Origin of the sequence: Enterococcus sp. DIV0703, from assembly GCF_051711065.1 — a bacterium.
Lineage (GTDB): Bacteria > Bacillota > Bacilli > Lactobacillales > Enterococcaceae > Enterococcus_B > Enterococcus_B hirae.
The window spans coordinates 1,405,382-1,429,270 of record NZ_JBIOLX010000001.1 but is presented as its reverse complement, the minus strand read 5'-3'; the positions used below and the strand labels follow the sequence as shown (position 1 = coordinate 1,429,270).

At 37.0% G+C, this 23,889-nt stretch carries 21 protein-coding genes; 13 read left to right on the top strand and 8 right to left on the bottom strand.

Annotation, left to right across the window (positions count from 1 at the left end; genetic code table 11):
- A complete protein-coding gene (locus IGK81_RS06475) occupies positions 1–990 on the top strand; it encodes a sce7725 family protein (RefSeq protein WP_034697970.1) in 990 nt (329 codons plus the stop codon).
- Positions 991–1,064: 74 nt separating this feature from the next.
- Here the strand turns inward: IGK81_RS06475 and IGK81_RS06470 are convergent, their stop codons facing one another.
- From IGK81_RS06470 to IGK81_RS06460, 3 genes are all read right to left on the bottom strand, one after another.
- Positions 1,065–1,622, bottom strand: a complete 558-nt coding sequence (locus IGK81_RS06470; protein WP_034697968.1) for a guanylate kinase — start codon at positions 1,620–1,622, stop codon at positions 1,065–1,067.
- A gap of 202 nt (positions 1,623–1,824) precedes the next feature.
- The gene (locus tag IGK81_RS06465) at positions 1,825–3,006 is read right to left on the bottom strand and encodes a NupC/NupG family nucleoside CNT transporter (protein WP_034697966.1); all 1,182 of its coding nucleotides are present in this window, start codon (positions 3,004–3,006) and stop codon (positions 1,825–1,827) included.
- 230 nt (positions 3,007–3,236) lie between these two features.
- Positions 3,237–4,739 (bottom strand): DUF1846 domain-containing protein, encoded by a 1,503-nt coding sequence (locus tag IGK81_RS06460; RefSeq protein WP_094940296.1) that lies wholly within the window; start codon positions 4,737–4,739, stop codon positions 3,237–3,239.
- 156 nt (positions 4,740–4,895) lie between these two features.
- Between IGK81_RS06460 and IGK81_RS06455 the strand changes: the two genes are divergently transcribed.
- The 11 genes from IGK81_RS06455 (at position 4,896) to IGK81_RS06405 (ending at position 17,438) form a co-directional block, all read left to right on the top strand.
- On the top strand, positions 4,896–5,087 hold the full coding sequence (locus tag IGK81_RS06455; RefSeq protein ID WP_010719153.1) for a hypothetical protein: 192 nt from the start codon (positions 4,896–4,898) through the stop codon (positions 5,085–5,087).
- A gap of 329 nt (positions 5,088–5,416) precedes the next feature.
- Complete coding sequence (locus IGK81_RS06450; RefSeq protein WP_010719154.1) at positions 5,417–6,313, top strand: hypothetical protein; 897 nt, start codon at positions 5,417–5,419, stop codon at positions 6,311–6,313.
- Positions 6,313–7,380 (top strand): hypothetical protein, encoded by a 1,068-nt coding sequence (locus IGK81_RS06445; RefSeq protein WP_034697961.1) that lies wholly within the window; start codon positions 6,313–6,315, stop codon positions 7,378–7,380. The genes IGK81_RS06450 and IGK81_RS06445 overlap by 1 nt, the downstream gene beginning before the upstream one ends.
- 138 nt (positions 7,381–7,518) lie before the next feature.
- Complete coding sequence (locus tag IGK81_RS06440) at positions 7,519–8,451, top strand: cation diffusion facilitator family transporter (protein ID WP_412003842.1); 933 nt, start codon at positions 7,519–7,521, stop codon at positions 8,449–8,451.
- Positions 8,452–8,643: 192 nt separating this feature from the next.
- Positions 8,644–9,432, top strand: a complete 789-nt coding sequence (locus IGK81_RS06435) for an AzlC family ABC transporter permease (RefSeq protein WP_010719157.1) — start codon at positions 8,644–8,646, stop codon at positions 9,430–9,432.
- The gene (locus tag IGK81_RS06430) at positions 9,425–9,742 is read left to right on the top strand and encodes an AzlD domain-containing protein (RefSeq protein ID WP_010737579.1); all 318 of its coding nucleotides are present in this window, start codon (positions 9,425–9,427) and stop codon (positions 9,740–9,742) included. Before IGK81_RS06435 ends, IGK81_RS06430 begins: the two co-directional genes overlap by 8 nt.
- 151 nt (positions 9,743–9,893) lie before the next feature.
- A complete protein-coding gene (locus IGK81_RS06425) occupies positions 9,894–11,507 on the top strand; it encodes a polysaccharide biosynthesis protein (RefSeq protein WP_010737578.1) in 1,614 nt (537 codons plus the stop codon).
- Between the two features lie 157 nt (positions 11,508–11,664).
- Positions 11,665–12,513 (top strand): DegV family protein, encoded by an 849-nt coding sequence (locus IGK81_RS06420; RefSeq protein WP_010719160.1) that lies wholly within the window; start codon positions 11,665–11,667, stop codon positions 12,511–12,513.
- Positions 12,514–12,671: 158 nt separating this feature from the next.
- Positions 12,672–13,151 (top strand): DUF6530 family protein, encoded by a 480-nt coding sequence (locus IGK81_RS06415; RefSeq protein ID WP_010719161.1) that lies wholly within the window; start codon positions 12,672–12,674, stop codon positions 13,149–13,151.
- A gap of 21 nt (positions 13,152–13,172) precedes the next feature.
- Complete coding sequence (locus IGK81_RS06410; RefSeq protein ID WP_034697959.1) at positions 13,173–15,407, top strand: AAA family ATPase; 2,235 nt, start codon at positions 13,173–13,175, stop codon at positions 15,405–15,407.
- A 381-nt stretch (positions 15,408–15,788) separates the two neighbouring features.
- On the top strand, positions 15,789–17,438 hold the full coding sequence (locus tag IGK81_RS06405) for a glycoside hydrolase family 13 protein (RefSeq protein WP_034697957.1): 1,650 nt from the start codon (positions 15,789–15,791) through the stop codon (positions 17,436–17,438).
- A gap of 167 nt (positions 17,439–17,605) precedes the next feature.
- Here IGK81_RS06405 and IGK81_RS06400 read toward each other — a convergent pair whose 3' ends face one another.
- The 5 genes from IGK81_RS06400 to IGK81_RS06380 all read right to left on the bottom strand — a co-directional run bounded on the left by IGK81_RS06400 (position 17,606) and on the right by IGK81_RS06380 (position 22,506).
- On the bottom strand, positions 17,606–18,160 hold the full coding sequence (locus IGK81_RS06400) for a TIGR01440 family protein (RefSeq protein ID WP_034697955.1): 555 nt from the start codon (positions 18,158–18,160) through the stop codon (positions 17,606–17,608).
- A gap of 16 nt (positions 18,161–18,176) precedes the next feature.
- Entirely contained in the window at positions 18,177–18,665 is a 489-nt protein-coding gene (locus tag IGK81_RS06395; RefSeq protein WP_034697953.1) for an ECF transporter S component, read from the bottom strand.
- A gap of 3 nt (positions 18,666–18,668) precedes the next feature.
- Positions 18,669–19,469 (bottom strand): hydroxymethylpyrimidine/phosphomethylpyrimidine kinase, encoded by an 801-nt coding sequence (locus IGK81_RS06390; RefSeq protein WP_412003841.1) that lies wholly within the window; start codon positions 19,467–19,469, stop codon positions 18,669–18,671.
- A gap of 337 nt (positions 19,470–19,806) precedes the next feature.
- On the bottom strand, positions 19,807–21,327 hold the full coding sequence (locus IGK81_RS06385; protein WP_034697949.1) for an AMP-binding protein: 1,521 nt from the start codon (positions 21,325–21,327) through the stop codon (positions 19,807–19,809).
- A 159-nt stretch (positions 21,328–21,486) separates the two neighbouring features.
- Complete coding sequence (locus IGK81_RS06380; RefSeq protein ID WP_034697947.1) at positions 21,487–22,506, bottom strand: tyrosine-type recombinase/integrase; 1,020 nt, start codon at positions 22,504–22,506, stop codon at positions 21,487–21,489.
- A gap of 306 nt (positions 22,507–22,812) precedes the next feature.
- Here IGK81_RS06380 and IGK81_RS06375 point away from each other — a divergent pair, with 306 nt between their 5' ends.
- The gene (locus IGK81_RS06375) at positions 22,813–23,886 is read left to right on the top strand and encodes an ABC transporter permease (RefSeq protein ID WP_034697946.1); all 1,074 of its coding nucleotides are present in this window, start codon (positions 22,813–22,815) and stop codon (positions 23,884–23,886) included.
- Positions 23,887–23,889: the final 3 nt, after the last annotated feature.

The following is a 23,889-nucleotide window of genomic DNA, read 5'->3' as shown; positions in this document are numbered from 1 at the left end:
ATGTACTATCCTTATTTGAGAGGGAAACAGTTTGATCTTTTAGCATTAAAAGAAATGATTCAACAGAATCTATTATCTAAAAAGGTGGTTCCCATCATCGAACCAGTTCGTGATTCAGCTACCTTTAAAAACGTTGTCGAGTTATTCCAAAAAGTAAATCACCCGCTGATCATCATCGATAATCCCCAAGTGGGTCAGTTCAAACTTTTTGATGAACATTTACATTTATGGGAAGAAAAAGAAAATAGTTCCATTCAACATGCAATGATCATCACGTCCGATAATTACCAACAGATCATGGAGCAACCACCTAAATTGATCATTTTTGATGGACAACATCAGCCTCGTGATCCAAAAATATGGAAAGAACTTTCAAAAATGGATACTCATTTTTTGTTACCAGACCATAGTCGGTTCCATATCTGGTTACCAGAAAACAAAATCATCATAAAAGAAGCCTTTAAACCAAGAAAACACGTAGAAGATTATAGCGAAAAAATAGATGATTTTTTTAGCGACGACTATTTGTTTTTTAAAGAAGAGGGGAATCATGGCTTTTCAGATTTTACGATTGAAGGAAGGCGCTATTTTGATAAAGGTTTTCCTAGTCGGGCATTGGCACTTCATCTTACCTATGTTGATGCATATGGTAATCTCAGAGTAAAACATTTTATTTCTGATACGAACGATTCAGCTAAGGATCAAGCACTAAAGTTTTTTGAAGCTGTTGAAAAAATGCAACAGTGGGTATTGAGGAACCAAGATCAACTGTTGATTACAACGGGTATATTAGCCCTGCTTTCTTTGAAACAACAAAAAAAATTTCCTGGCTTAGGTGTATTGAAAAAATGGACATTGGTCCATCATTTAGAACTGCTCAGTTTATTATTAGACCAGCCGACTAATTGGTTACGTATGTATTCTAAAGTAGAAGAACTACATTCGCTGATTTGTGATATTGGACATACAGAACGACAAAAATTGGTTTGATTCCCCTCACTAGTTTATGTTTTGAAGCTAGTGAGAGATTTTTTTGCTAATCAATCCTGTTTATCAAAATAAGATTATTCTTTGAGCATTTTTATTTGTCGCTTAAATTGGTTTTTGGTGGCTTCTAACCCTTCATTATTTGCTAAAACAATGAGGTTTGGTAGTTTTTTTAACTCATCTAATTCCTTCGTGTCTTGCTCAAAAAGAGCGAGCCTTTTTTTGATTTGATCCGGAGCATCTCCACGTTGTTCTAAACGCTGCTTCAATTTGTTTTTAGCGATAGTCACAAATACTGGTTGGATCTGTTTCCCAAATGCATGATAGAGTGCCCAAAAACCAGCAGCTGTTAAAATCGTATAACAATCACCATTTTTCAACTTTTGAGCAATCTCCCTCTTAGTTGAACCATATTTATGTCCCGCATATTCATCCCATTCCACAAATGCCTGTTCAGTGATCAACTGCTCAAATTTGTCTTCAGAGAGAAAATAGTAATCTTTTTGATCGGTTTCACCTTTTCGAGGAGGACGAGTCGTCGAAGTGACAATTTTTTCTTTTGGTTCAAAAAGAGCACTAGCAATGGAGGTTTTTCCTGAACCAGAAGGACCAATAAATACATAACATTTGTTCATCATGAATCTCCTTTAACCCTTTATTTCTTTTATTAAACGATACACGAGAAAGTTTCTTTTAGCAATTGTTCTTTTCGCATAGATATTCCAGGTGGACGACAATAAATTTTGTCTTATAAAAAACACTCTCTTGAGTCTTTAGAAAATCGTCTAAAGAGCAAAGAGAGTGTTTTAAATATACAATTCAATTAAATTTAATCATTTAGACTAATAAACCAGTGACGATCGCACTTAAAAAGCTGACTAATGTGGCAGTCAACAAGATTTTTAATCCATGTTTCGCAACTAAGTTTCCTTTTTCTTCATTTAGACCTTTCATAGCACCCGAAATGATTCCAATGGAAGAGAAGTTAGCAAAAGATACTAAAAAGACAGATAAAATAGCTGTTGTACGTTCAGTAAAATGCAGATTCCCAGTAGCTAGTTCTGTCATCGCAACAAATTCATTTGTCACAAGTTTCGTCGCCATGATACTACCCGCATCCACAGCTTCTTTCCAAGGAATCCCGCTGATAAATGCAAGTGGAGCAAAGATGTAACCAAGAATTTCTTGGAAAGAGATCCCAAAGATTCCACTAAAAATGGCATTGATCATAGCAATAAGAGCAACAAATCCAATCAACATAGCAGCTACTGTAATCGCTACATGAAAGCCGTCAAGAATATATTCTCCAAGCATTTGGAAGAAAGTTTGTTCTTTGTTTTCTTCAATGATCAACTCATCTTCTTTTTCTTCTAATTCATAGGGGTTAACGACGGAGGCCAAGATATACCCACCGAATAAGTTCAATACCAGCGCAGTAATTACATACTTAGAATCGATCAACGCCATATAAGAACCTACGATCGACATCGAAACAGTCGACATGGCAGAAACGCTCATGGTAAATAAACGTTTTTCAGATAAGAAAGGCAATTCTTTTTTTATTGAAATAAAAACTTCAGATTGACCTAGTATTGCTGAAGCAACACCGTTGTAAGATTCTAATTTCCCCATACCGTTGATTTTACTTAAACCCAATCCAACTGCCTTCATGAATAATGGCAAGATCTTGATATATCGCAAAATCCCGATGATTGCAGAAATAAAAACAATCGGCATCAAAACATTTAAGAAAAACGGCGCACTGCCTTTATTGGCTACCCCAGCAAAAACGAAATTGACTCCTTCACCTGCAAACGCCAGTAAATGATCGAATACTTTCGCTAACATGGAAACGACTGCTGTACCAAAAGTCGTTCGTAACAAAATAAAACCAAAAATAAATTGCAACACGATCATCAACAGTAAAGGTTTTACTTTGATGGCTTTCTTGTTGGTACTAATCAAAAAAGCAAGGCTAAAAATAAAAAGTAATCCAATAATTCCTAAAATCTGACTCAAACTATCACTCCTAATCAAAATTCCGTTTAATTTTACACGTTTTATCGTTAAAATACTAATTTTTTGCTAAGATTATCATCGCTTTTTTAGACTGAAACGCATACATTTCAATTGAAACGGATACAACAAAATAAAACTCTTAAAAGATTATCAGTTGCACTTTTTCAGGTGCAATTTAAATAAAATCTTTTAAGAGTTTATTCAGCTATTTGTTCATAAAGAAACAATGCTTATTGATAAAATAAATTTTCCGATGGATAGAAGGGAGCACTTGTGATATCAATACCTAATTGTTTCAACGTTTGTTCATCATTTTTATTGACGATGACTGTCGAGTGAGCTTGAGCACCATCTAATTCAGCAAGTTTGTCATAAGCTACTTGAGCGATAGGGTTGGTTACCGCACTGATCGAAAGAGCAATCAGTACTTCATTTAGGCTCAATGTATCAACGGAAGAATGCAGTGCGGAAGACTTCATCCCTTGAATACGTTCTAGAACAAGTGGCGACAACAATGGAATATTATCTGAGATATGTGCCAAATGTTTGATCGCATTTAAAATGACGGCAGCAGAAGCATTCATTAAAGAACTGGTGCGTCCTGTAATGATCACTTCATCGGGTAATTGGATCGCGATCACCGCAGAAGGATCGTTGCTGTCATTTTGAACAGTTTTTGCATACTCATGAGCAGGCAATACCACTTGACGGTCTTCAGGTTGAAGACCTACTTCTTCCATGATCAATTTAATTCGATTTACTGCTTCCTCATCGATCAATCCTTTTTTGAAATCACACTCTGTTTGGAAATAGCGGCGGATGATTTCTTGTCGAGAAGCTTCTTGCACAACTTCATCATCAACGATTCCGAATCCCACACGATTCACACCCATATCGGTAGGGGATTGATAGATTGATTCTTTACCAGTGATTTTTTCAATGATCCGTTTGATTACTGGAAAGGTTTCAACATCTCGATTATAGTTTACAGCAACCTTGCCATAGGCATCATAATGGAAGGAATCGATCATATTGACATCTTTTAAATCCACAGTGGCAGCTTCATAGGCAATGTTTAGTGGATGTTTCAATGGGACATTCCAAACAGGGAAGGTCTCAAATTTTGAATAACCTGCTGATTGTCCTTTTTGGCTTTCATGATAAAGCTGATTCAAACATGTTGCTAGTTTGCCACTACCAGGTCCAGGAGCAGTAACAACAACGATTGGCTTACTGGTCTCAATATATTCATTTTTGCCAAAGCCGTTTTCAGAAACGATTTTTTCAACATTAATTGGATAATCTTCAATTTCTGAATGTTTGTAGACTTTGATATTACGTCTTTCTAATTTATTGACGAAGACATTCGTAGCTGGCTGACCATTGTAACGAGTAATGACGACACTATTGATAGATAATCCGTAGCCACGCATTTCGTCGATCAAGCGTAAAATATCCATGTCATAAGTGATACCATAATCCCCACGAATTTTATTACGTTCAATGTCTCCAGCGTAGACGCAAATCAAGATTTCTGCTTGGTCTTTTAATTTTTGTAACAATTTGATTTTTGCATCTTCTTCAAAGCCAGGCAAAACACGTTTGGCATGCTTATCATCGACCAATTTGCCTCCAAATTCTAAATATAATTTGTCATAGTGATTCACTCGTTCAAGGATATATGCTGATTGTTCTTCGATATATTTCTCTGAATCAAAACCGATTTTTTTCACGAGATTCCCTCCTTAAGTACTAAAGCATTTTTTCATTTTTTTTGATTTTCGTCAACTAGTAACTAACACCGGATTAAAACAACAGATAAAATCTCAAATCTGGCTTGTTTCATCTTAAATTCATTGGTATGATAGTTTTGATAAGGAAGGTGTCACATGAAAAAAAGACAGAAAAAGAAAAACGCATATAAACAATATATCCGTTCGATTTTTACCGGTTATGAAAAAATGCTCGAAAATACTGATTTAGAAGAGATGAAGTTTACTTATTTGAATGAAGAAACACTATTATCTCGTGATGAAAATCAGCGCATTCACTTCACAACCAGAGATCTGCCTCAAAAATAAAAAAATTACTGAGTGAAAAAGAGTGGGGGGATCTGTAGTAACCCCCAAAAGTTAGAATCTAACTTTTGGAGGTCGCTTCAATCCTCTTTCCACTCTTTTGTTTTACTCTCGATACGTAAGATTATTCAATAGTGAAAGTACAATAATCAGACCTTATCAAAACGGTGGATAATCAATGAATATTGATTAAAAGATACATAGAGGAGGAAGCCCTTTGTAACATTTTTTTCTATAAAATGGTACTATTAAATTATCAATTCAATAGTAAGTAAACTCAACCTATTGTGCTTCTGTCCAAGAAAGTGGATAACTGTGAGGAGGTAATCAAAATGAAAGAAACACCACAAGAAAATAACGAAGAAATCATCATTCAGCAAGAAGATGACACTACTTTTTTTGATATCAAAGAAAAAGCTAGCACGAATCTATCTCAACTGTTAGAGGATTTACAAGCATTTGAAAGAGCTGTTCGTGAAGAAAACATTCCAGAAATCTATCAACTGTATAATGGTCATTTAAATGAGGAATTGAAAAAAAGTTCGAATGAAAACCATGAAATCGATCAGCTATTAATGCGGAAAATCCATGATCGCTTTATTCAAGAATTTCCATTTATGGAGCTAGTCGAAAAGATTTCTCCTACGATGAGTTATTACAAGATCGGTACGTATTATCACGAAAGGCCAACAATTGGCATCGATGCTAGTCTACCGGAAATTTTCGTCTTGCCCCAAATTGACGAAGAGTGGGGCACCTATGCAAACCAGGAACCGGATGACTACAGTCAACAAATTAACGAACTTGATGCTAAAGTCATCACTGCAAAAGCCGAGATCGATCGTCTGGATGAAGAATTAAAAGAAGTGGATCGCCAAATCTCTGATCTGGATGACACTAAAGGATTCTTAAATCGTAAAAAAATTGATGAAGAAATCCAAGAACTGAAAAAACAAAAACAAGCATTATCGAATGAAAAATTAGGCTGGATGCCTTATCTTGAAGCACCTGAAAAAATCCAAAATCAAAAAGCTGCTTTACTTAACGAAGCAAAAGCGAATCAATTACGTGCAGCGATCGTTGAAAAAGAACAACGACAAATCAATCGCTACTTCGGTGGGATAGAAGGGTTCAGTCAAACCATCCATCATTTCCTAATGAATTACTTAGGTAATGTTGATCCACATGAAAACCCAGAAGTATCGATGCAAGAGGGAGGGGTAGAGTAATGAATGAGCATGAAGAGTTAGAAAAAAATGAAGAGCTGGAAGCACAATCGTTAGCAGAAACGACTGTGGCGGAAGAAGCAATAGAAACAGATCCTGAAAACTCCAGCAATCACTCTGCTTCTGAAGATGATTTGCTTGATGAAAATGAACAGGTCACTTCTGAACAATTAGAGGCAATTGAATCCAGTCATCCACATGAAGCGAGGGAAAATCAAGTCTATTTAGAAACAAAAGAAAAAGACCATCAAGACATTGTTCTTTTGATTGAAACAGCAGAGGCAGAATTAGCGGATTTACGCTTACGAAAATATCTACTTGAATCGGACTTTTCACAATTATTAGATGCTTTTGAACGCTATATCTTAAAAGCAGAACCTATTTCCCCGATTGGTAAGACAAGTTTGATCGAATACTTTACTTATGAGTTGCTAAAACCTTTAAATGATATTGGTTTGAAATTCTCTAATACCACTTATGATACTTGGGAAACACGACATTTTTCGATCAACTATCGTTTGAATGATTCCAATCAATTAGTATTTTCTTTTGTTCTTCCGACGATTGATCAACGATACCAAGTGGAATCACTCAACTTATTGGAAGTTTCACCAGAAACGATGGAAATCACGGTTCAGGATGACCGTGTGTTATCTTTGATTCGTTATTGGTCTGTTGAACGGGTATTCTCTGCTGGTCAACTGACTATTTTCAATCATAAGTTCAACCAAATATTAGCTCATGCACGTCACTTAGGTTTCTTAGTCAAGCAAACCTTACTAGATAACACCCAACCGTTACATCTGAATCTTCAAAGTCAATTTGAATTGACTGACCAGGTACTAGATGACATTTTTATCGTAGCGATGAAAAATCCTCAATATGATTTTGAAAAAATTGGAGAAGAAAAATACCAAGTTCTATTAGATAAAGGACAATCCATGATCATTTCCAAAAATCAGAAAAACCAAACAATGCTTGAAGTTTCTTCTGGGGAGTACCATCGATCAGTGATTGATTTCTTTATCAATTACGAATTTTTGGTTCCTTTGATGGTTCGAAAGGCTTAGACAGGATATAAACGTGTGGCAATCCTTAGAGAGATTGTCGCATGTTTTTTGTTCCGTCTGCAGGCAATAGATCACACGGTTCTTCCGAGAGATAGTTAACTGAGAAACTGTTGAGAAGAAAAGAAAGAAGGAAATAAGATGGAAAATTTTAAAAAGAGCGGGATGTTCTCTGTGATTGCCGCATTAGGTGCGAATATTTTAGTTGCAATCAGTAAATTTGTCGGTTATGCCATTAGTGGAAGTGCGGCAATGCTGAGTGAAAGTATTCATAGTATCGTCGATTGCAGCAATCAAATCCTTTTGCTTTTTGGGGATAAACGAGCGAATAGAGGGCAAAGCGAATTACACCAATTTGGCGAAGGAAGAGCAAAATATTTTTTTAGCACAATTGTGGCAACCATGCTCTTTTTTGGTGGGGGAGCTTTGGGAGTCATGGAAGCTTTTGAAAAATTGACCCATCCTGCGCATGAAGTTGATAACTCATTGATCGTTATCATTATTTTAATTTTTGGATTAGCCATTGAAGGAACGTCATTACGTATCGCTATGAAAGAAATCCATGAGTTGAATACCGAAAAGTTATCATTGATGAAATTTTTGAGAGAAAGTCGTCACAGTGAAATTTTGATCATCTTTACTGAAGATTTTTGTGCTGTGATCGGACTCATTCTTGCTTTATTAGGAACAGTCTTGACGATGGTAACAGGAATTGCGGCGTTTGATGCGATTAGCGGCCTATTGATCGGATTATTGTTGATGGGAGCTGCCATTTTCTTAGCAAAAGAATTTTATAGTTTGATTGTTGGTGAAAGTGTGACAACGAGTGACTTGATTAAAATCAAGCAAGCCTTTGAGCGTCCGGAAGTCTCTCGTTTGATCGATGTAAAGACCGTTCATCTGAGCCCAACTGAGGTATTGGTAGCTGCTAAAATCGATATCTTTGATCACCCAGAGACTGAATCGTATGCAATCATCAATAACATTGAAGAAACGATTCGTCAGTCTTTAAATGATAAAAAAGTTTATATTTATATTGAAACTGATAAATATGACCCTAATTATCGAAGATGACCATGCTGATTCTTCAGCAAAACAATGCTTTTATGTTGCATAAAAATAACTTGTTTATGATTTGAAATTTCAATATTCAAGCTTAAAATGAGAAAAATATAATATTGTTTTTAGATAAAACGGCTACAATTTCGTTTTTTTATGTTACAATGAGTCCGCTGTTTATTTGTTGTAATTGAAGGAGACATTTTGATGAATAAAAAGAAAAGTGCGCCATGGCTTCAGGCTTTGCACGCAGTAATGCCACTTTGCTTAAGTTATATACCAGTTGGGTTAGCTTGTGGTGTCTTATTGCAAAAAGTGGGTTTTGATCCAATCTTAACCGGTCTGTTGTCCATATTAGTATTTTCGGGTGGAGCGCAATTTTTAGTTGCTTCGATGCTAACAACTCAAGCATCTTTTGCAACGACACTTTTGATGGTATTTTTCTTGGAATTACGTTACACATTGTTAGGGTCGAGTCTTTCAGGTTTTATGAAGAAAGAAAAGAGACTATTCTTAGCGGTATTTTCACAATCGTTAAATGATGAAAATTATGCGGTTAATTATCTTAAATATTCAACTGATCCTACATGGAATAAGCGTAAAGCTTTATATGTAAATTGGTTTTCGATGGCTTCTTGGACAGGTAGTAACATGATTGGAAACATGTTTGGTTCTGTTATCCATGTAGATGCTGATCTCGTTCACTTTGCACTGACTGCGATGTTTATCTTCATGTTTGTCATGCAAATGAAAAATAAGCTGCTCATTTTTACAGGATTGTTTTCTGGTGTATTAGGCGTTACTTTCATGGTCATGTTCCAAAATACATTAGGATTAATTGCTGCGACGGTGATCGCCTCTTTTGCAGGGTTTGCTTTAGAGAAAGCTTTCAAAAAAGAGAAGGCAAAAAAATTAAAACGATTAAAAAACCGTGGCAAACATGTCAATGAACCACTATTCAACTTCCCAGAACAGGAGAGTCAACATCATGACTAAGACGTATCTTATTCTTTTAGTACTTAGTTTATTCGTGGTGGCTTATGTGCCACGACTATTCCCGATGCTCTATTTTACCCATCGGAAAGTCCCTTCATGGTTTAGTGAATGGATGAAATATGTGCCTGTTGCGCTATTCGCAGCTTTAGCATTCAAGGATGTCTTTATTACCCATGAACATTTAGCCATTGCTTGGAATATCAAAATCTTAGCTATGGTTCTCGTAGTTGGCGTGGCGTATAAAACTCATTCTATGGCATTATCAGTAGTAACTGGACTTGCTTCGGTATTTTTGCTGTCGATGTTTTAAACAGTTCCAAAATTTTGCCTTCTCTTAGTTTTAGAGAATGGCTTTTTTTTTGCCTTTTTTATTAAAATTTTAAGGATGATTTGTCCTTCTTTGAATTTTTGCTATAATGGGAAAGGTATTGATTTAAATATAGATAGTTGAGGAAAATTTAATGAATAAAAAATTGATGCAAGGAACATTTTGGTTAACCTTTGCTAATTTGCTTTGTAAGGTATTAGGTGTTGTTTACTTGATCCCATGGCTAAGTATGATGGGGAACAATCAAGAAGGAATGTTAGCGACCACTTTATACAATGTAGGTTATTTACCTTATGGCTTGTTCCTGATGCTGGGAACAGTTGGGTTTCCTAATGCGATTGCTAAAAAAGTCGCTGTAGCAACGAAAGAAAATGATGAACAGGGCTGTCGAACGATTTTTCGCAGTACCATCAATATCATGTTTGTCATTGGGATCATTTCTGCTGTGCTGATGTATCTTTTTGCCCCGATGCTTGCAGGAATCAGCCCAATTGCAAATGTAAATAATGGGATCTTAGCAATTCGTAGTTTGTGTCCGTCATTGATCGCCATTCCAGTTCTTAGTGCAATGAGAGGTTATTTTCAAGGGAAAAACAATCTGAGACCTTATGGGACCTCACTAATCATTGAACAAGCGGTTCGTGTCCTGGTCATTTTAGCAGGAACGTTTTATTTACGCGTCTTGACCGATGGAACGATTTTAGAAGCTGTTCTGATCAGTACAGTGGCATCCTTCTTTGGTGGGTTAGCAGCAATTATCCATATGTATTTCGTTGGAATAAAAAATGATTATTTCAAATTAAAAGATTTCTTGATCTCTAGTCGTTATTTCAAGCATGAAAATCGGGCAGAGTCGGTATCGATCATTCGTGAAACTTTACCTTTCATCTTTGTGGGATCTGTTATTACCATCGTGCAAATGATTGACCAAGTGACGATGAAGCCGTTGTTGCATTTTTTCAGACCTGAAATCACGAATCAACAATTGGAATTTTTATTTAGTCGAGCGTCAGTTAATCCCAACAAGTTGACATTGATCTTGATTTCTATGGTTGGTACAGTCGCAATCAGCAGTTTGCCGATTTTAAGTACTTTGAGAAAAAAAGATCGTTTGCAAATCGAAAAGACAGTAGGAGATAGTTTTTCAATTGCTGTCTTGATTTTACTTCCTTCTCTTGCGGGGATGTCATTATTGGCGGGTCCATTGTATACCTTATTTTTTGGATATGATCCTGATAGTGTCGGCTATTTCCAATTTGCCTTACTCGCTTCATTATTCTTTTCATTGTTCACGATTCTTTCGACGATGTTACAATCACTTAGCCATCATATGATTGCGATTCGGCTGACCGTTGAAGCGATTATTTTGAAAATTGTCTTTCAAGTGATTGGATTAGCACTATTTGGCGGTTATGGTATGAGTTTTTCAAACACAATGGCTTTTGCGATCGTGTTTATCAGAGGTTATTTCTATATGTGTAAAGAGTATCGAATCGCACCTCTAGCTAAAATCAGATTTTTCTTTCTTAAAACATTCCGCTCAACCTTGTTGATGCTGGTTCTTTGTTCGATTGTATTTATCCTATTGAACCTCCAATTGACGATGACGTCGAAAGCCCATGCTGTTGTTTATTGTGTTGGCCTTGGTGGAATAGGTGGGCTGACATTTCTCTTTGCTCAATTTGGCAGAAATGGGCTCCAATTACTTAAAAACTTCCAGCATCGGCATCACTCAACCAAAAATTAGGAACAACATCCAGTTCATGATAATTTTTTAAAGCTACAGAAAGTGAGAGGGACGTGATTGTTTCTCTCACTTTTTGAGTGAGAGGTTCAAATGTCATCTTTCTTATGATATAGTTAAATAGACTGGTAAAATTCTTTGAAATGAGGAAATTAAATAAATGAAACTTGCAGTAGTTACTGACAGTACGGCTTATTTGCCTGAACGAATCCAAAATCATCCTGATTTGTTCGTTATTCCGATCCCTGTCATTTTGGATGGGAAAATCTACAATGAAGGAATAGACATAGAAGCTGACGAATACTATGGGCTTCTAAATAAAAGCAAAGACTTCCCGACCACTTCACAACCTGCAGTTGGAGAAGTACTGGCGCTTTACGAAGAACTGAAAAGAAAAGGATACGATACCATCTTAAGTATCCATTTATCCTCTGGGATCTCCGGCTTTGTCAACACATTACATGCTATGAAAAACGACATTGACGGTGTAAAAATCGTTCCTTATGATTCTAAGATCACGAGTATGCCAATGGGTCACATGGTAGAAGCTGCTCTAGATTTAAATCAAAAAGGTCAATCTCTTGAAGAAATTATCGCACATATCGATCGTATCCGAGATAATACGTATGCTTATCTCATCGTGGATGACTTGAACAACTTAGTACGCGGTGGACGCTTGACTAATGGGGCTGCATTGATAGGTGGATTGCTTAAAATCAAACCGATTTTGACTTTTTCAGAAGGAAAAATCGTTTTATTTGAAAAAATCCGTTCAAGTAAAAAAGCTTTCGCTCGTGCCGAAAAAGTCATCGGCATGCGAAATGAGGAAATTGCACCACCTGTTAAGCTTTATGTGATTCATGCAAATAATTTGGAAGTTGCCATACAAGAAAAAGAAAAATTACAAAAGCAATACCCGCATGCTGACATTGAGATTGGTCATTTTGGTCCAGTGATTGGTAGTCACTTAGGAGAAAAAGCAATCGGGCTTGCCATCTCTGCGCAATAATTTGGATTATTCAATTCAATGCAAGCATCGTCTCTCATTCATTGGGATACGATGCTTTTTTTGCATTTTTTCTATATAAGGCGTATAATCCTTAAAAGTTTAGTAAATGAGTAAATCACTAGGTTAGTAATTTACTAAAAGAGAAAGGATGGATTTAGATGGAAATCCCAACAAATTTAAAACACAAACCTGTTATTGTCGTTGAAGACTATGATCAAGTTGATGGAAGAAATGCTTTGCATACGGATGCTAAAGGACTATCTTTAGGGTTAGCGCAATGGAATGATCGTGGAAAAGTTGATATTTCAGGCAAGGTATGGCGCCATACGGGTGAAAAATGGTCACGCCAATCGGAAGAACTACCAATCACTCGGATCTTAGATCTAGCAATTTTAGCTGCGCAAGGGAGTTTGTATTTTCAAGATGCGTATCGCTATGAAAAATTTTATGATCCTGAAAATCCAGTTGTCGATATTATTGGACTTCAAGGAAATCGAATGACGGTTGAAGTGGATACCAAAAATCCTAAGATCGATGAAGATATTATGCTCTATTATGACACGTTACAAAAAGATGGCGAATTGATCGGTGAACGTTTCCGAATTTTGAAACGTCTATTAGATGATTTAGGGTATTAAGGAAAAAAGGAGTGAGGTACATTGGAAGATTTCTCACTGACAAAAGACCGTCAATTTTCAAGTGTTGAAAAACAAATGATTTGGCAAAAGCCAACGAGTCATCGAACCAGTCAAGAAGAACAAAGAATCGCAGCTGAAATCTTTGAAAACTGGAATGATCCTGAAATGAAGATCAGTAACATCTTGCTTGAAGGGGATGCTGGGTCAGGAAAAACGCAACTGGCTAAAGCTCTTTCGGCTGATTTACAACTTCCTTATACGAAAATAACTTGTTTTGCGGATATGGATAAATCAGATGTCTTTGGTGCGCTATTGCCTATTGTTGAGTCTGACGTAGATGAAGATCAAGAATTGATTGATGCAATCAACCAAACAGAGACATTAGAGGCTGTCTTACGGTTAATCAAACATCATTATAATCTTAGTACAGAAATGGCTAAATCTAAACTGGCTGATTTCATCAAGCGGATGGAACAAAATGAAAATAGTAACGTTCGCTATAAATATTATCCCTCTGAAATTGTTCGTGCGATCGAAAAGGGGTATTTGTTAGAAATCCAGGAGCCAACGGTGATCCGTGATGCTTCCGTATTAGTTGCTTTAAATTCCGCTCTTGAGCCAAATGGATTATTGAATTTACCCACGGGTGTCGTCGTCCGTCATCCAGATTGCGTCATCATCATCACAACAAATCGGAACTACCAAGGTAATCGTCCGTTGAATGAATCTTTGAGAGATCGGATGCAACATGCTGAGAAGATGGATTTACCTTCACTTGAAGTGATGGCTGAGCGAGCCTTAGGTAAGACAAAGATTCAACAACCTGAACTGCTCTTGAAATTAGCGGAGATCATTCGTTTATTAGATGATACTGCCAAAGCGAATGCCATCAAGGGAGTGGCTGGTATGCGTTCCTATTTTTATTGGGCAAATACTTGGAAACAAGGGCAAGATCTTTTCCAATCGATTTATCCTAAAGTTCTCTATAAATTGACCACTGTTCCAGAAGAATTGGAGATATTAACCCAAGCATTAGAACAAAGTGGGCTTCTTGAAGAACTTCGTGAATTATTACGGCAAATAAAGTGGGGACGTCTTTCAGAAGAAGCTTCAAGAAATCGAGGCAGAATCCTTAACGATGAAGAAGCTGATGAACGTAATATCGATCAACTAGCAGAAGAAACGTTGTCTTTAATGGAAAATGAGTCGCCTGAGATCGAAGAAGAAACTCCATCAGTGGAGAATGCTGAGATTGAAGAGGAAAAAAAGACAGAGTCTTTTTCATTTGAACAAGAACGAAGTCAAGAAGTTTCAGGTCAGGGGCAACAGGAGCAACAAGCAGAAGATAATTCAGAAAAAATGTCTGCCTCTGATATGGAGGCTTACGACAAAGAAATCAAACGTGAGTTAACGAAAGAAGCACGACAAATAATGAAGGGGACGATGCACGAAAAAGAAGGACTGATCGTTCATCGACCAAAATTTGAACTCAAAGCACAAGAAGCAGAACAAATCAGACAACAAGTTTTACCGATCGTTGAAACATTAAGCCGTCAAATTTTAGATTTGTTGGAAAATGATGAATCAACGACTTATCAAAAAGGAAAATATGAAGGTCAACGGTTCAATGCGAGTCGTGTGGCCTATAATGACCTAGGTTATTTCGATAAGAAAAATCCACCCCACGAACAACCTTCATTGGCAGTGGCTTTAAGGATTGATGAATCTGGTTCAATGATTCGAGATGAACGAATCGAAGCAGCAAAAAAAGCAGCGATCGCCATCGCAGAATTTGCTAAACGTGTAAATATTCCTTTAATGATTTATGGAGATACAGCAGATGTCTCAACGAGAGAAAAGACCTCAATTTTTTCTTATAAAGAATTTAGTGATGATTTCCAATGGTTAGATGAGAAGTTAGTGACGATGAAACCACGACAAAATAATCGTGATGGTGCCAGTTTGAGACTAATCGCTAACAAACTAAGCCAAGAATCTGCCACGACTAAATTGCTGGTCTCGATTAGTGATGGCCAGCCTAAAGCTTTGCCAGACTATACTGGGAAGAAGGCAAGGGAAGATATCCAAAGCGTTCTGTCTGAATATGACCGTCAAGGAGTCATCTTTGTGGCTGCTGCGATTGGACAGGATCAAAAAGAAATCAAAGAGATATATGGGGAAAATCGTTTCATTGATATGACAGACATCAACGAGTTACCACAGCAATTGATCCAATTGATTGCTCGCTATTTGTAAATAGCTGAAAATAGCTGGAGTCACGTATAAGTCCATTCATCGACTAAGAGAGATTGTGACAGAAGTTCCTAGCTCTGAGAACAAGCCGAAGAATTCGAAAATAGTTCCTATTTTTGGATTTTCCGGCTTGTTTTTTTGTTAGAGCGACTGCTGGAACAAAGGGAAGAGGTTATGAACGCATTGTAGCGAATGGTTAAACACCATTTAGTTTATCTATCAGACTCTTTTTGATCGTTAATCGACTGTTAAATCCTCACATTCTGCAAACCAGATAACGAAACAAAAAAGGAAACTGTTAAAGAGAAAACGATGTTATCGGTAACATCAACAAAAAATAGTGGCATTGTTTTATAATAGAGAAAAAGAGAAGGGAAGAAAACAATGACTCAAACAAAAGCTTGGTGGAAAGAAGCGGTCGGATATCAGATTTATCCTGCCAGTTTTATGGATAGTAATGGAGACGGCATTGGGGATCTCAATGGGATTCGTGAAAAGCTTCCTTATTTAAAAAAATTAGGGATTGATTTTATTTGGATCAATCCAGTTTATTCTTCGCCTTTTATTGATAACGGTTACGATATTAGTGACTACCAAAATATTTTAGAAAAATTTGGAACGATGGCCGAATTTGATCAATTACTGGCAGAAGCACATCTACAAGGAATCAAAATCATTATGGATCTAGTCATCAATCATACATCTGATCAACACGAGTGGTTTATTGAATCAAAGAAGTCACTGGATAATCCTTACCGAGATTACTATATCTGGGTAGATGGAACACCTGAAAACGCTCCGAATGACTGGCAATCGATTTTTGGTGGCTCAGCTTGGGCATATGATGAACAAACAAAACAATATTATCTGCATGTCTTTGCTAAAGAGCAGCCTGATTTGAATTGGGAAAGCGAGAAATTAAAAAATGAACTTTTTTCTATGATTCGCTGGTGGTTAGATAAAGGGATCGATGGGTTTCGTTTAGATGCGATTTCCCATGTGAAAAAAGATGAATATTCTGTTAAAGCAACTGAAAACCCCTTTTCTCCTTTTCAAAATGTTTCCGGGATCGATGAACACTTAAATGAATTAAAAGATGTTTTTGATGACTATGACATTATGACTGTTGGCGAAGCTAGCGGGGTGTCGGCTGAAGAAGGTCCAGAATGGGTCGGCACTGATGGGTATTTTGACATGATCTTTGAATTTGACCATATCTCGATTTGGAAGCACGAAAAAGAAGGGAAACTTGATGTTATCAATTTAAAAAGAGCGTTAAGTGCCTGGCAAACCGCTTTAGACGGTAAGGGTTGGAATGCACTTTATATGGAAAATCATGATACACCTCGTTCAGTTTCTGTTTTTGGTGATCCTGAACATTATTGGCAAAAATCAGCAAAAGCAGTCGCAATGATGTACTTTTTCCTGCAAGGCACGCCATTTATTTATCAAGGACAAGAAATCGGTATGACGAATATGCCGTTTACTGCCATCGAACAAATTGATGCCGTCGATTCAAGACGTCTTTATAACCAATTGCTAGAAGAAGGAAAATCTCCTGAGGAAGCTATAGATATCGTTGCTGATACAACAAGAGACAATAGCCGAACACCTATGCAGTGGGGATCAGAAAAATATGCCGGATTCTCAACAAACGAACCTTGGCTGATGGTAAATCCCAACTATCATACACTTAACGTAGAAGAACAAGAAAACGATCCTTCGTCGATCTTATCTTTCTACAAACAAATGATCCGCATCCGTCGTGAAAATCAAGGATTGATCTATGGTTCATTCAAAGAATATCTCGCTGAACACGACCAACTCTATGTTTATGAACGATCATTTACCGATAAAAACTATCTGATTATGGTCAATCTTACGAGTGAAGTAGCAGAATATTCATTACCGAATGAAGTTGATGTTCCTTGGGAATTACTTCTCACGAATCAAGAAGAACGTGTATTTGAACGAGTGGGTAAGCTTGATCCTTATGAAGCGAAATTATTTGTAAACAGTAAAAAAAGAAACTAAAAAAGTTTGTCTTGAGCTTTCTAATGAAGTCCAAGGCAAACTTTTTTGACATACTGTATGAAGTTGGGTGACTGTACCTTTATAGAAATTAGATAATAAGTGAATATTTTATAATAAAGAATAACATTTACATAAATATTAGGTAGGTTATCAGTTAATTGATTCTTTTAAATCACTTCATACTCAGCTCGCGGACCACCAATGTATTTTGGACGTGAACGCAGAGCTGTAACATGCGCGGCTCCTAATGTTTGACTGCTTGGTCGAACAGGTACTTGAACGTGTTTGACATGCATACCGATGGAAGTATCACCGATATCGATCCCAGCTTGCGCTACCACATGTTCCACTTCTACTGGATCATCGAATTGGTCAAACGCTGCTACTGAACAAGCGCCACCAGCGTGTAAGGCTGGTACAACAGAAACAATTTCAAATTGTTTTTGCTCTGCTACGGAGCGTTCGACGACAAGGGCTCGATTAATGTGTTCACATCCTTGAACAGCTAAAGCGACTCCTAAAGGTTGCAATATTTCTCTAATCGTTTGGATAATCCACTGTCCAACTGGAGCACTTGAGTTTTTACCAATTTGTCCACCGACCACTTCACTGGTACTACATCCTAATACAAATAAATCGCCAGATTTTAAATTTGCTTCTGCTAATACCTCGTTGACCATTTTGGTTAATTCTTGTTTTAAAGATTCTTCTGTGATGCTCATTTTATTCTTCCTTTCATTACTTACTTTCTTTTTGTACTCTCGTTCGTTTTAGAGCTTGAGTGAGTGGTAAAGCCAATCCAACCCCTACAATATTTTGAAAAATATTTCCAGGAATAGAAGCTATCCCCGCAGGCCAATCATATAAAAACCAACCTGCTAAAAAGTAGCCACTAATCATCAGACAACTACCGATAAAAAGACCGACAAATCGACCTTTGCTTGTTTTTTCGGCAAAATAGCCACTGACCAATCCTTGCAAACCATGGATCAATAAGGAAAAAAGGGCCCATTGCGGATAACCTGACAGTAAATCGATGAATAAACCACTTGAGGCACCGACAACGAACCCACCAAATGGACCAAATAATAAAGCAGTGGTGTAGATGCCAGCTTCGCAGAGCGTGACAAAGCCGTTAGTTGCTGGTATTGGAACCAAAATTGTTAAAGATAATGCTACTGTTAAAGCGATCAGCATGGCATATATTGTCATTCGTTTCGTATTCAACGATTAAATCCCTCCTTTGATGTTACCGCCAGACCAGACACTGCCCGTTTGATCATTCATTTCAACACCGTTTAAAATACATTGATAAACGTAAGTTTTACTTCGTTGAATGGCTTGTGGGAGCGTATAGCCATGGACGAGATTCGCTGTAATAGCAGAAGAAAAGGTACATCCTGCGCCATTCACCGTTGATCGTGTTAATTTTTCCATTGTAAAAGTGGTTAGTCCGTCATGGCTATACAAAACATCGATTGCTTCATCGCCATGGATCCCAGAGCCACCTTTAACAACGACCGCTTTGCTTCCTAAAGTATGAATAAATTTGGTTGTCTCTATCACTTCATTGATGCTTGAAATTTTTTTCTTTCCAGAAAGGAGAGCTGCTTCTTTAAGATTGGGCGTGACAAGATCAACAAGGGGGAAGAGTTCTTTCACTAAGCACTCAATATACTGTTGATTCGCTAATGAAGTAGTTTCTTTAAAAGCTAAAACCGGATCAAGAACGATTGGGATTTGAGGGTGCTTTTTTAAAAAATCTCGGACGATCATGATTGCTTCAAGAGAATGCAATAAGCCAATTTTGATACCCGCTAAGTCTGTCATCTTCTGGATCGAAGCAAGTTGCTGTTCCAACCACTTAGCAGGTAGATTTTCTAAGAGGAATGCGTTGTTTTCGTCTAACATGCCTACACAGGTGAGCGCGCTCATTCCAAAAAGTTGAAAATTCTCAAAAGTTTTCAAATCGGATTGAATTCCTCCACCGGCAAAAGGGTCAGAACCACCAATTGTAAGTGTTTTTCTCATTGTTTTCCCTCCACGAAAAGAGTATAACGAAAGTTGTTAGAAAAGAAAACAGCCAATTGGCATATTTTTATGTCATCCAATTTTGCGTAGTCTTTAGATCACCAAATTTTATCTATCATCTGAATGAAACAAGTACACTGTATTGTTGGCAACTTAACAGCTAGAAGAAAACATAAGCAATACATACTCAAATGAACAACTTCATTAGATATTATTATCAATAAATTGAATCTTTTTTTGTCATTCCTACATTTTTAACAACTGAAAATTTTTTAAACAAAAGAGAACACTGACGTTATACCTGCTAGGTAAGAGGATAACGTCAGTGTTCTTTTTATTATGCTTTTAATTCTTTTTCAATTTGTAGTCGACGGACTTTCATCGTTGCAGTCCGTGGGATATCTTCATAATCTCTGATAATCGGCGTATTCAATCGAGGTAACTCATGCACTTGTTTCCACCAACGATACCAATCCATTTCGTGATTAGGAGCAAGAGAGATCAATGGTTGTGGTGCATTGTTTTTATCACGAACGATGACCACTTCCGATAGAAATTCTAATGAGTCTAACAAGAAATCTTCGATCGCTAAATTGCTATTGATTGTATCGATCAAATCCACTTGACGATCCTTTAAGAACAAATGCCCCTGTTCATCCATGCTGCCGTAATCACCGCTGTCCCACCAAGCACCATAAACATTTTCTTGGAAACGAGCATCTTCTTTATAATAAGTTAATGCACGACCTTTTGATAATAAATGGATGTGTCCATCTGTATTAGCAGGCAAGACGTTCCCATTTTCATCTGCGATCCGCGCTTTGGTTAAGTCGCCAAGTCCCACACCCATGTCTCTCGCATTACTCGTTTTTAAACTCTCTAATGTATGAGCTTTTAAAATCATCGGTCCGCATTCGCTTTGGCCATAAACTTGTAAGAAAACAGCTTCTTGATTAGGAGAAGTCCGTAAGAATGTTTCCATAGTAGAGTTGTTGATCGCATCAAAAGTGGAATGGTAATAACGAATACCAGCAAAAGCTTCTGGATATTCTTTCGCTGTAAAGCTCCACTGAACAAAGTTGTTTGGATGTGTTTCAAGTGCAATCGGTGGATTTTCTTTTAACATGACCACAACGTTTTCCCCTTGAGCATCCGCTAACGGCATCATTGGAAAGCCCATCGCCATCAATGAAGAAATACCAATATTGAAGCGAGAATGAACAGGAGAGATATGGAAAGCCACAAGTTTTTTCTCTGCGATCTTAGTAAAGACAGTTTTTTGCCATTTGGTGCGCCAGCCCATTGAATGAGCAGAATGACAAATCAATTTAGGGATACCTGTTGTTCCTGAAGTATGGGTCATATAAGAAATTTCATCGTTCCCCAATTGATTTTGTGCCACTGGTTCTGCTGGTTGAGTCAATAGTTTAGAAACAGCAATTTGTTTTTCTTTTGATCCATTTGAAATGCCAGCCACTCGTTCAGCCGTTTCGTCATCAAAAAGGATAAATGGATCTTCTAAACGGTCGACAAAGACTTCTAAAGTGGGGGTAGGGAAGTGATAAGAGATCATTGCTGGTACCGCCCCAAGATAAGCTGTTGCTACGGCTAATAAATAAGTATCAAAAGCTGAACTTTTGTAGATCATGACCTTATCACCAAGTCCGACACCCAAATGAGCTAATTGATAGGCACGAGTCAAAACGAGTTGACAGGTATCTTTGTAAGTGCTTTTAAAACCAAGTTCCGGAAAAGCTGCTAAGGGTTGGTCAAAGATGATTGGTACATCTGGTGTAGCATTCGCTGCTTCTTGAAAATTAGAAAAAAGATTTAGTGGGGAATAAGCGATTGTTTCCATAAGTCACACTCCGATTTCATTTAATAAACAAGTTGGTAAGCAAAGTAAGAAAAACTTGTGAATTAAATCATTTACTTTGCAAATTCAGCTATAATCTTAGCACAAACCCTAAATAAAAAACAGCTTTCTTTGTGAAAAAATGAATTATATTTCGTTATTTCATTTTTTGATACTTGTTATTTCCTTGTAAGAGAACTCTAACATCTTTTGATGGACTTCTTCAAATGAATGTTCATTGATATAACGATTACCATAAAGGAAATTGACGATATCCAGATCATCAAAATAAAGGGAAACGTAGTACCCGTAAGTTTTACGATATAATTCTGGCGAAATATTTTTATATACAGTGATTTTACTTAGTATTTGGCGAATCGTCCGTGGAGAGATTTGCTGGTCATGAGATGAACGAAAAGCAAAAGAATCAGGTCCTGTCCCAGTATCAGTTATTGCTAAATAGTTTTTAATGAATGGCAGTGCTTCATTGGGAATTGGCGACTGATTAAGCCGATTTTTTTTACGGCTAAGATGAATGATTTGTTTATTTAAGTCAATATCTTTTCTTTTTAATTCAACGACTTCATGGATCTTTAACCCGCAATATAAAAGAATAGCTACGATCGCTAAATTTCTTGGTCGGTTCCTTTTTTCAAAGCGTGCTTCTCGTGAAGAGTTAAAGCCATTCATAGGAATAAACAGATGCTCAAAGTCTTGAAACAAAGAGGCGTCTATGAATCGAGGCGCTGCAGCAGTAGTTTCAGGGAGCGTTTTTCCTAATAGAGATATTTCTTCAGTCAATAACCCTTTTTGATACAAAAACCGTAGAAAATGATTTAACGAATATTGTTTTCGCGAAAGACCATAATAGCTATTTTTAAATAACTGGTTTGTTTGTTGATCAGCTGTGGTCTGAAACGAACGAGTATGCTGATAGACTTTATCTAAAAAATTTAAATAGTCTTGTTTTTCAAGACGAAGAATAACTTCATCCGTGATCTCTTGATCTAAAGCTTCGTGAAGATAATCCGTGAATAAATGAAAATCTTTTGCATATTCATAACGACTGCTTAATGAAAGCTTTTTTTGATTTTCTTTTAAAAATTCTTGGAAAATAGGAGGAAGCTGTGCGATGCGTTGTTTTAACTTTTCTTGAATGTGTTTTCGTGTTTTTTGATCCATAAAAGAACCTCCTTTTTGTTCAAACTGGTGTTCTATTTTATTATTGTAGCTTATTTTTCGTTTTTCTTCTATTTCCTTTTACTGATATCTATTTATACCAACGTTTATTTGCTCATGATTCATATATATAGTAACATCGCCAACTATAAGAAAAACTGTAACCAATAAACAGAAAGACAATGATCTTGTAGTATGAACGAATTGTTTCATGAGTTTTGTTGAGTGACATTTTGTCACTGTTACGCTATACTTTTCTACAGTGACAAAATGTCACTATCGAAAAAGGAAAATGCAGGAGGGAAAGTAATGTTTTTAGCAATGAAAGAAATGAAATACGCAAAACTACGATACGGACTCATTATCGGTATCATGTTCTTGATTGCTTATGTCGTTTTCATGCTATCAGGTCTAGCAAGTGGATTAGCAGAAGAATTTAAAAAAGCGATTGATGATTGGGGTGCTCAAGAAATCGTTTTGTCCGAAGATGCTAATCAAGTGTTTGCAGCATCTCAATTGACAAGAGGCGACCTTGATCAAGTAAATGCGAAAGAAAAAGCACCGATTGGCTTATTCAGTGGAGCAATCAAGGGCAAAAACAAAGAAAATGTGACAGTCTTTGGTACGACTAACGATGCCTTTTTATTACCTAAAATCACAGATGGTCGGATGTTTGATAAGAAAAATGAAATAATTATCTCCCAAAATCTGGCACAAGATCAATATAAGTTGGGAGATCAAATCAAAATCGGTAGCGATGACCAAGCATTTACGATCGTTGGAATTTTTCCTGCCACTTATTATACGGTCTCACCAGTCATCTATACAGATCTAGAAACTTGGACACAATTAAAATATGGAGCCCAACCGTTTGCTTCAGATGACAAAAAGCCGATCAATGCGATCGTGACCAAACAATCAGCTGCAATTGATAAAGATGGCGCATCAAAAGATTTACAAAAACTGACGATTCCTGATTTTATTGAAAGTCTTCCAGGTTATTCTGCACAAAATATGACACTAAATGCAATGGTTTACTTCTTGTTTCTTGTCGTAGCAGCAGTGGTTGGCATTTTTATGTATGTCATCACTTTACAAAAAACGGCGATCTTTGGCGTAATGAAAGCTCAAGGGATTCGCAATTCATTTATTGCTAAATCGTTGATTGCACAGTCATTTGTTATTGGAGTCATTGGTGTCGCCTTAGCAGTTCTAGCTGCTTATCTAACTAGCTTGTTTTTACCAAGTGCGATGCCATTCGCTATTTTTTGGACACAATGGTTGCTATATAGTGGGGTCTTACTCGTTGTAGCAGTTGTAGGCGGCGTCTTCTCGATACGCACGATCACAAAAGTGGACCCAATCACCGCTATAGGAGGGTAAAAA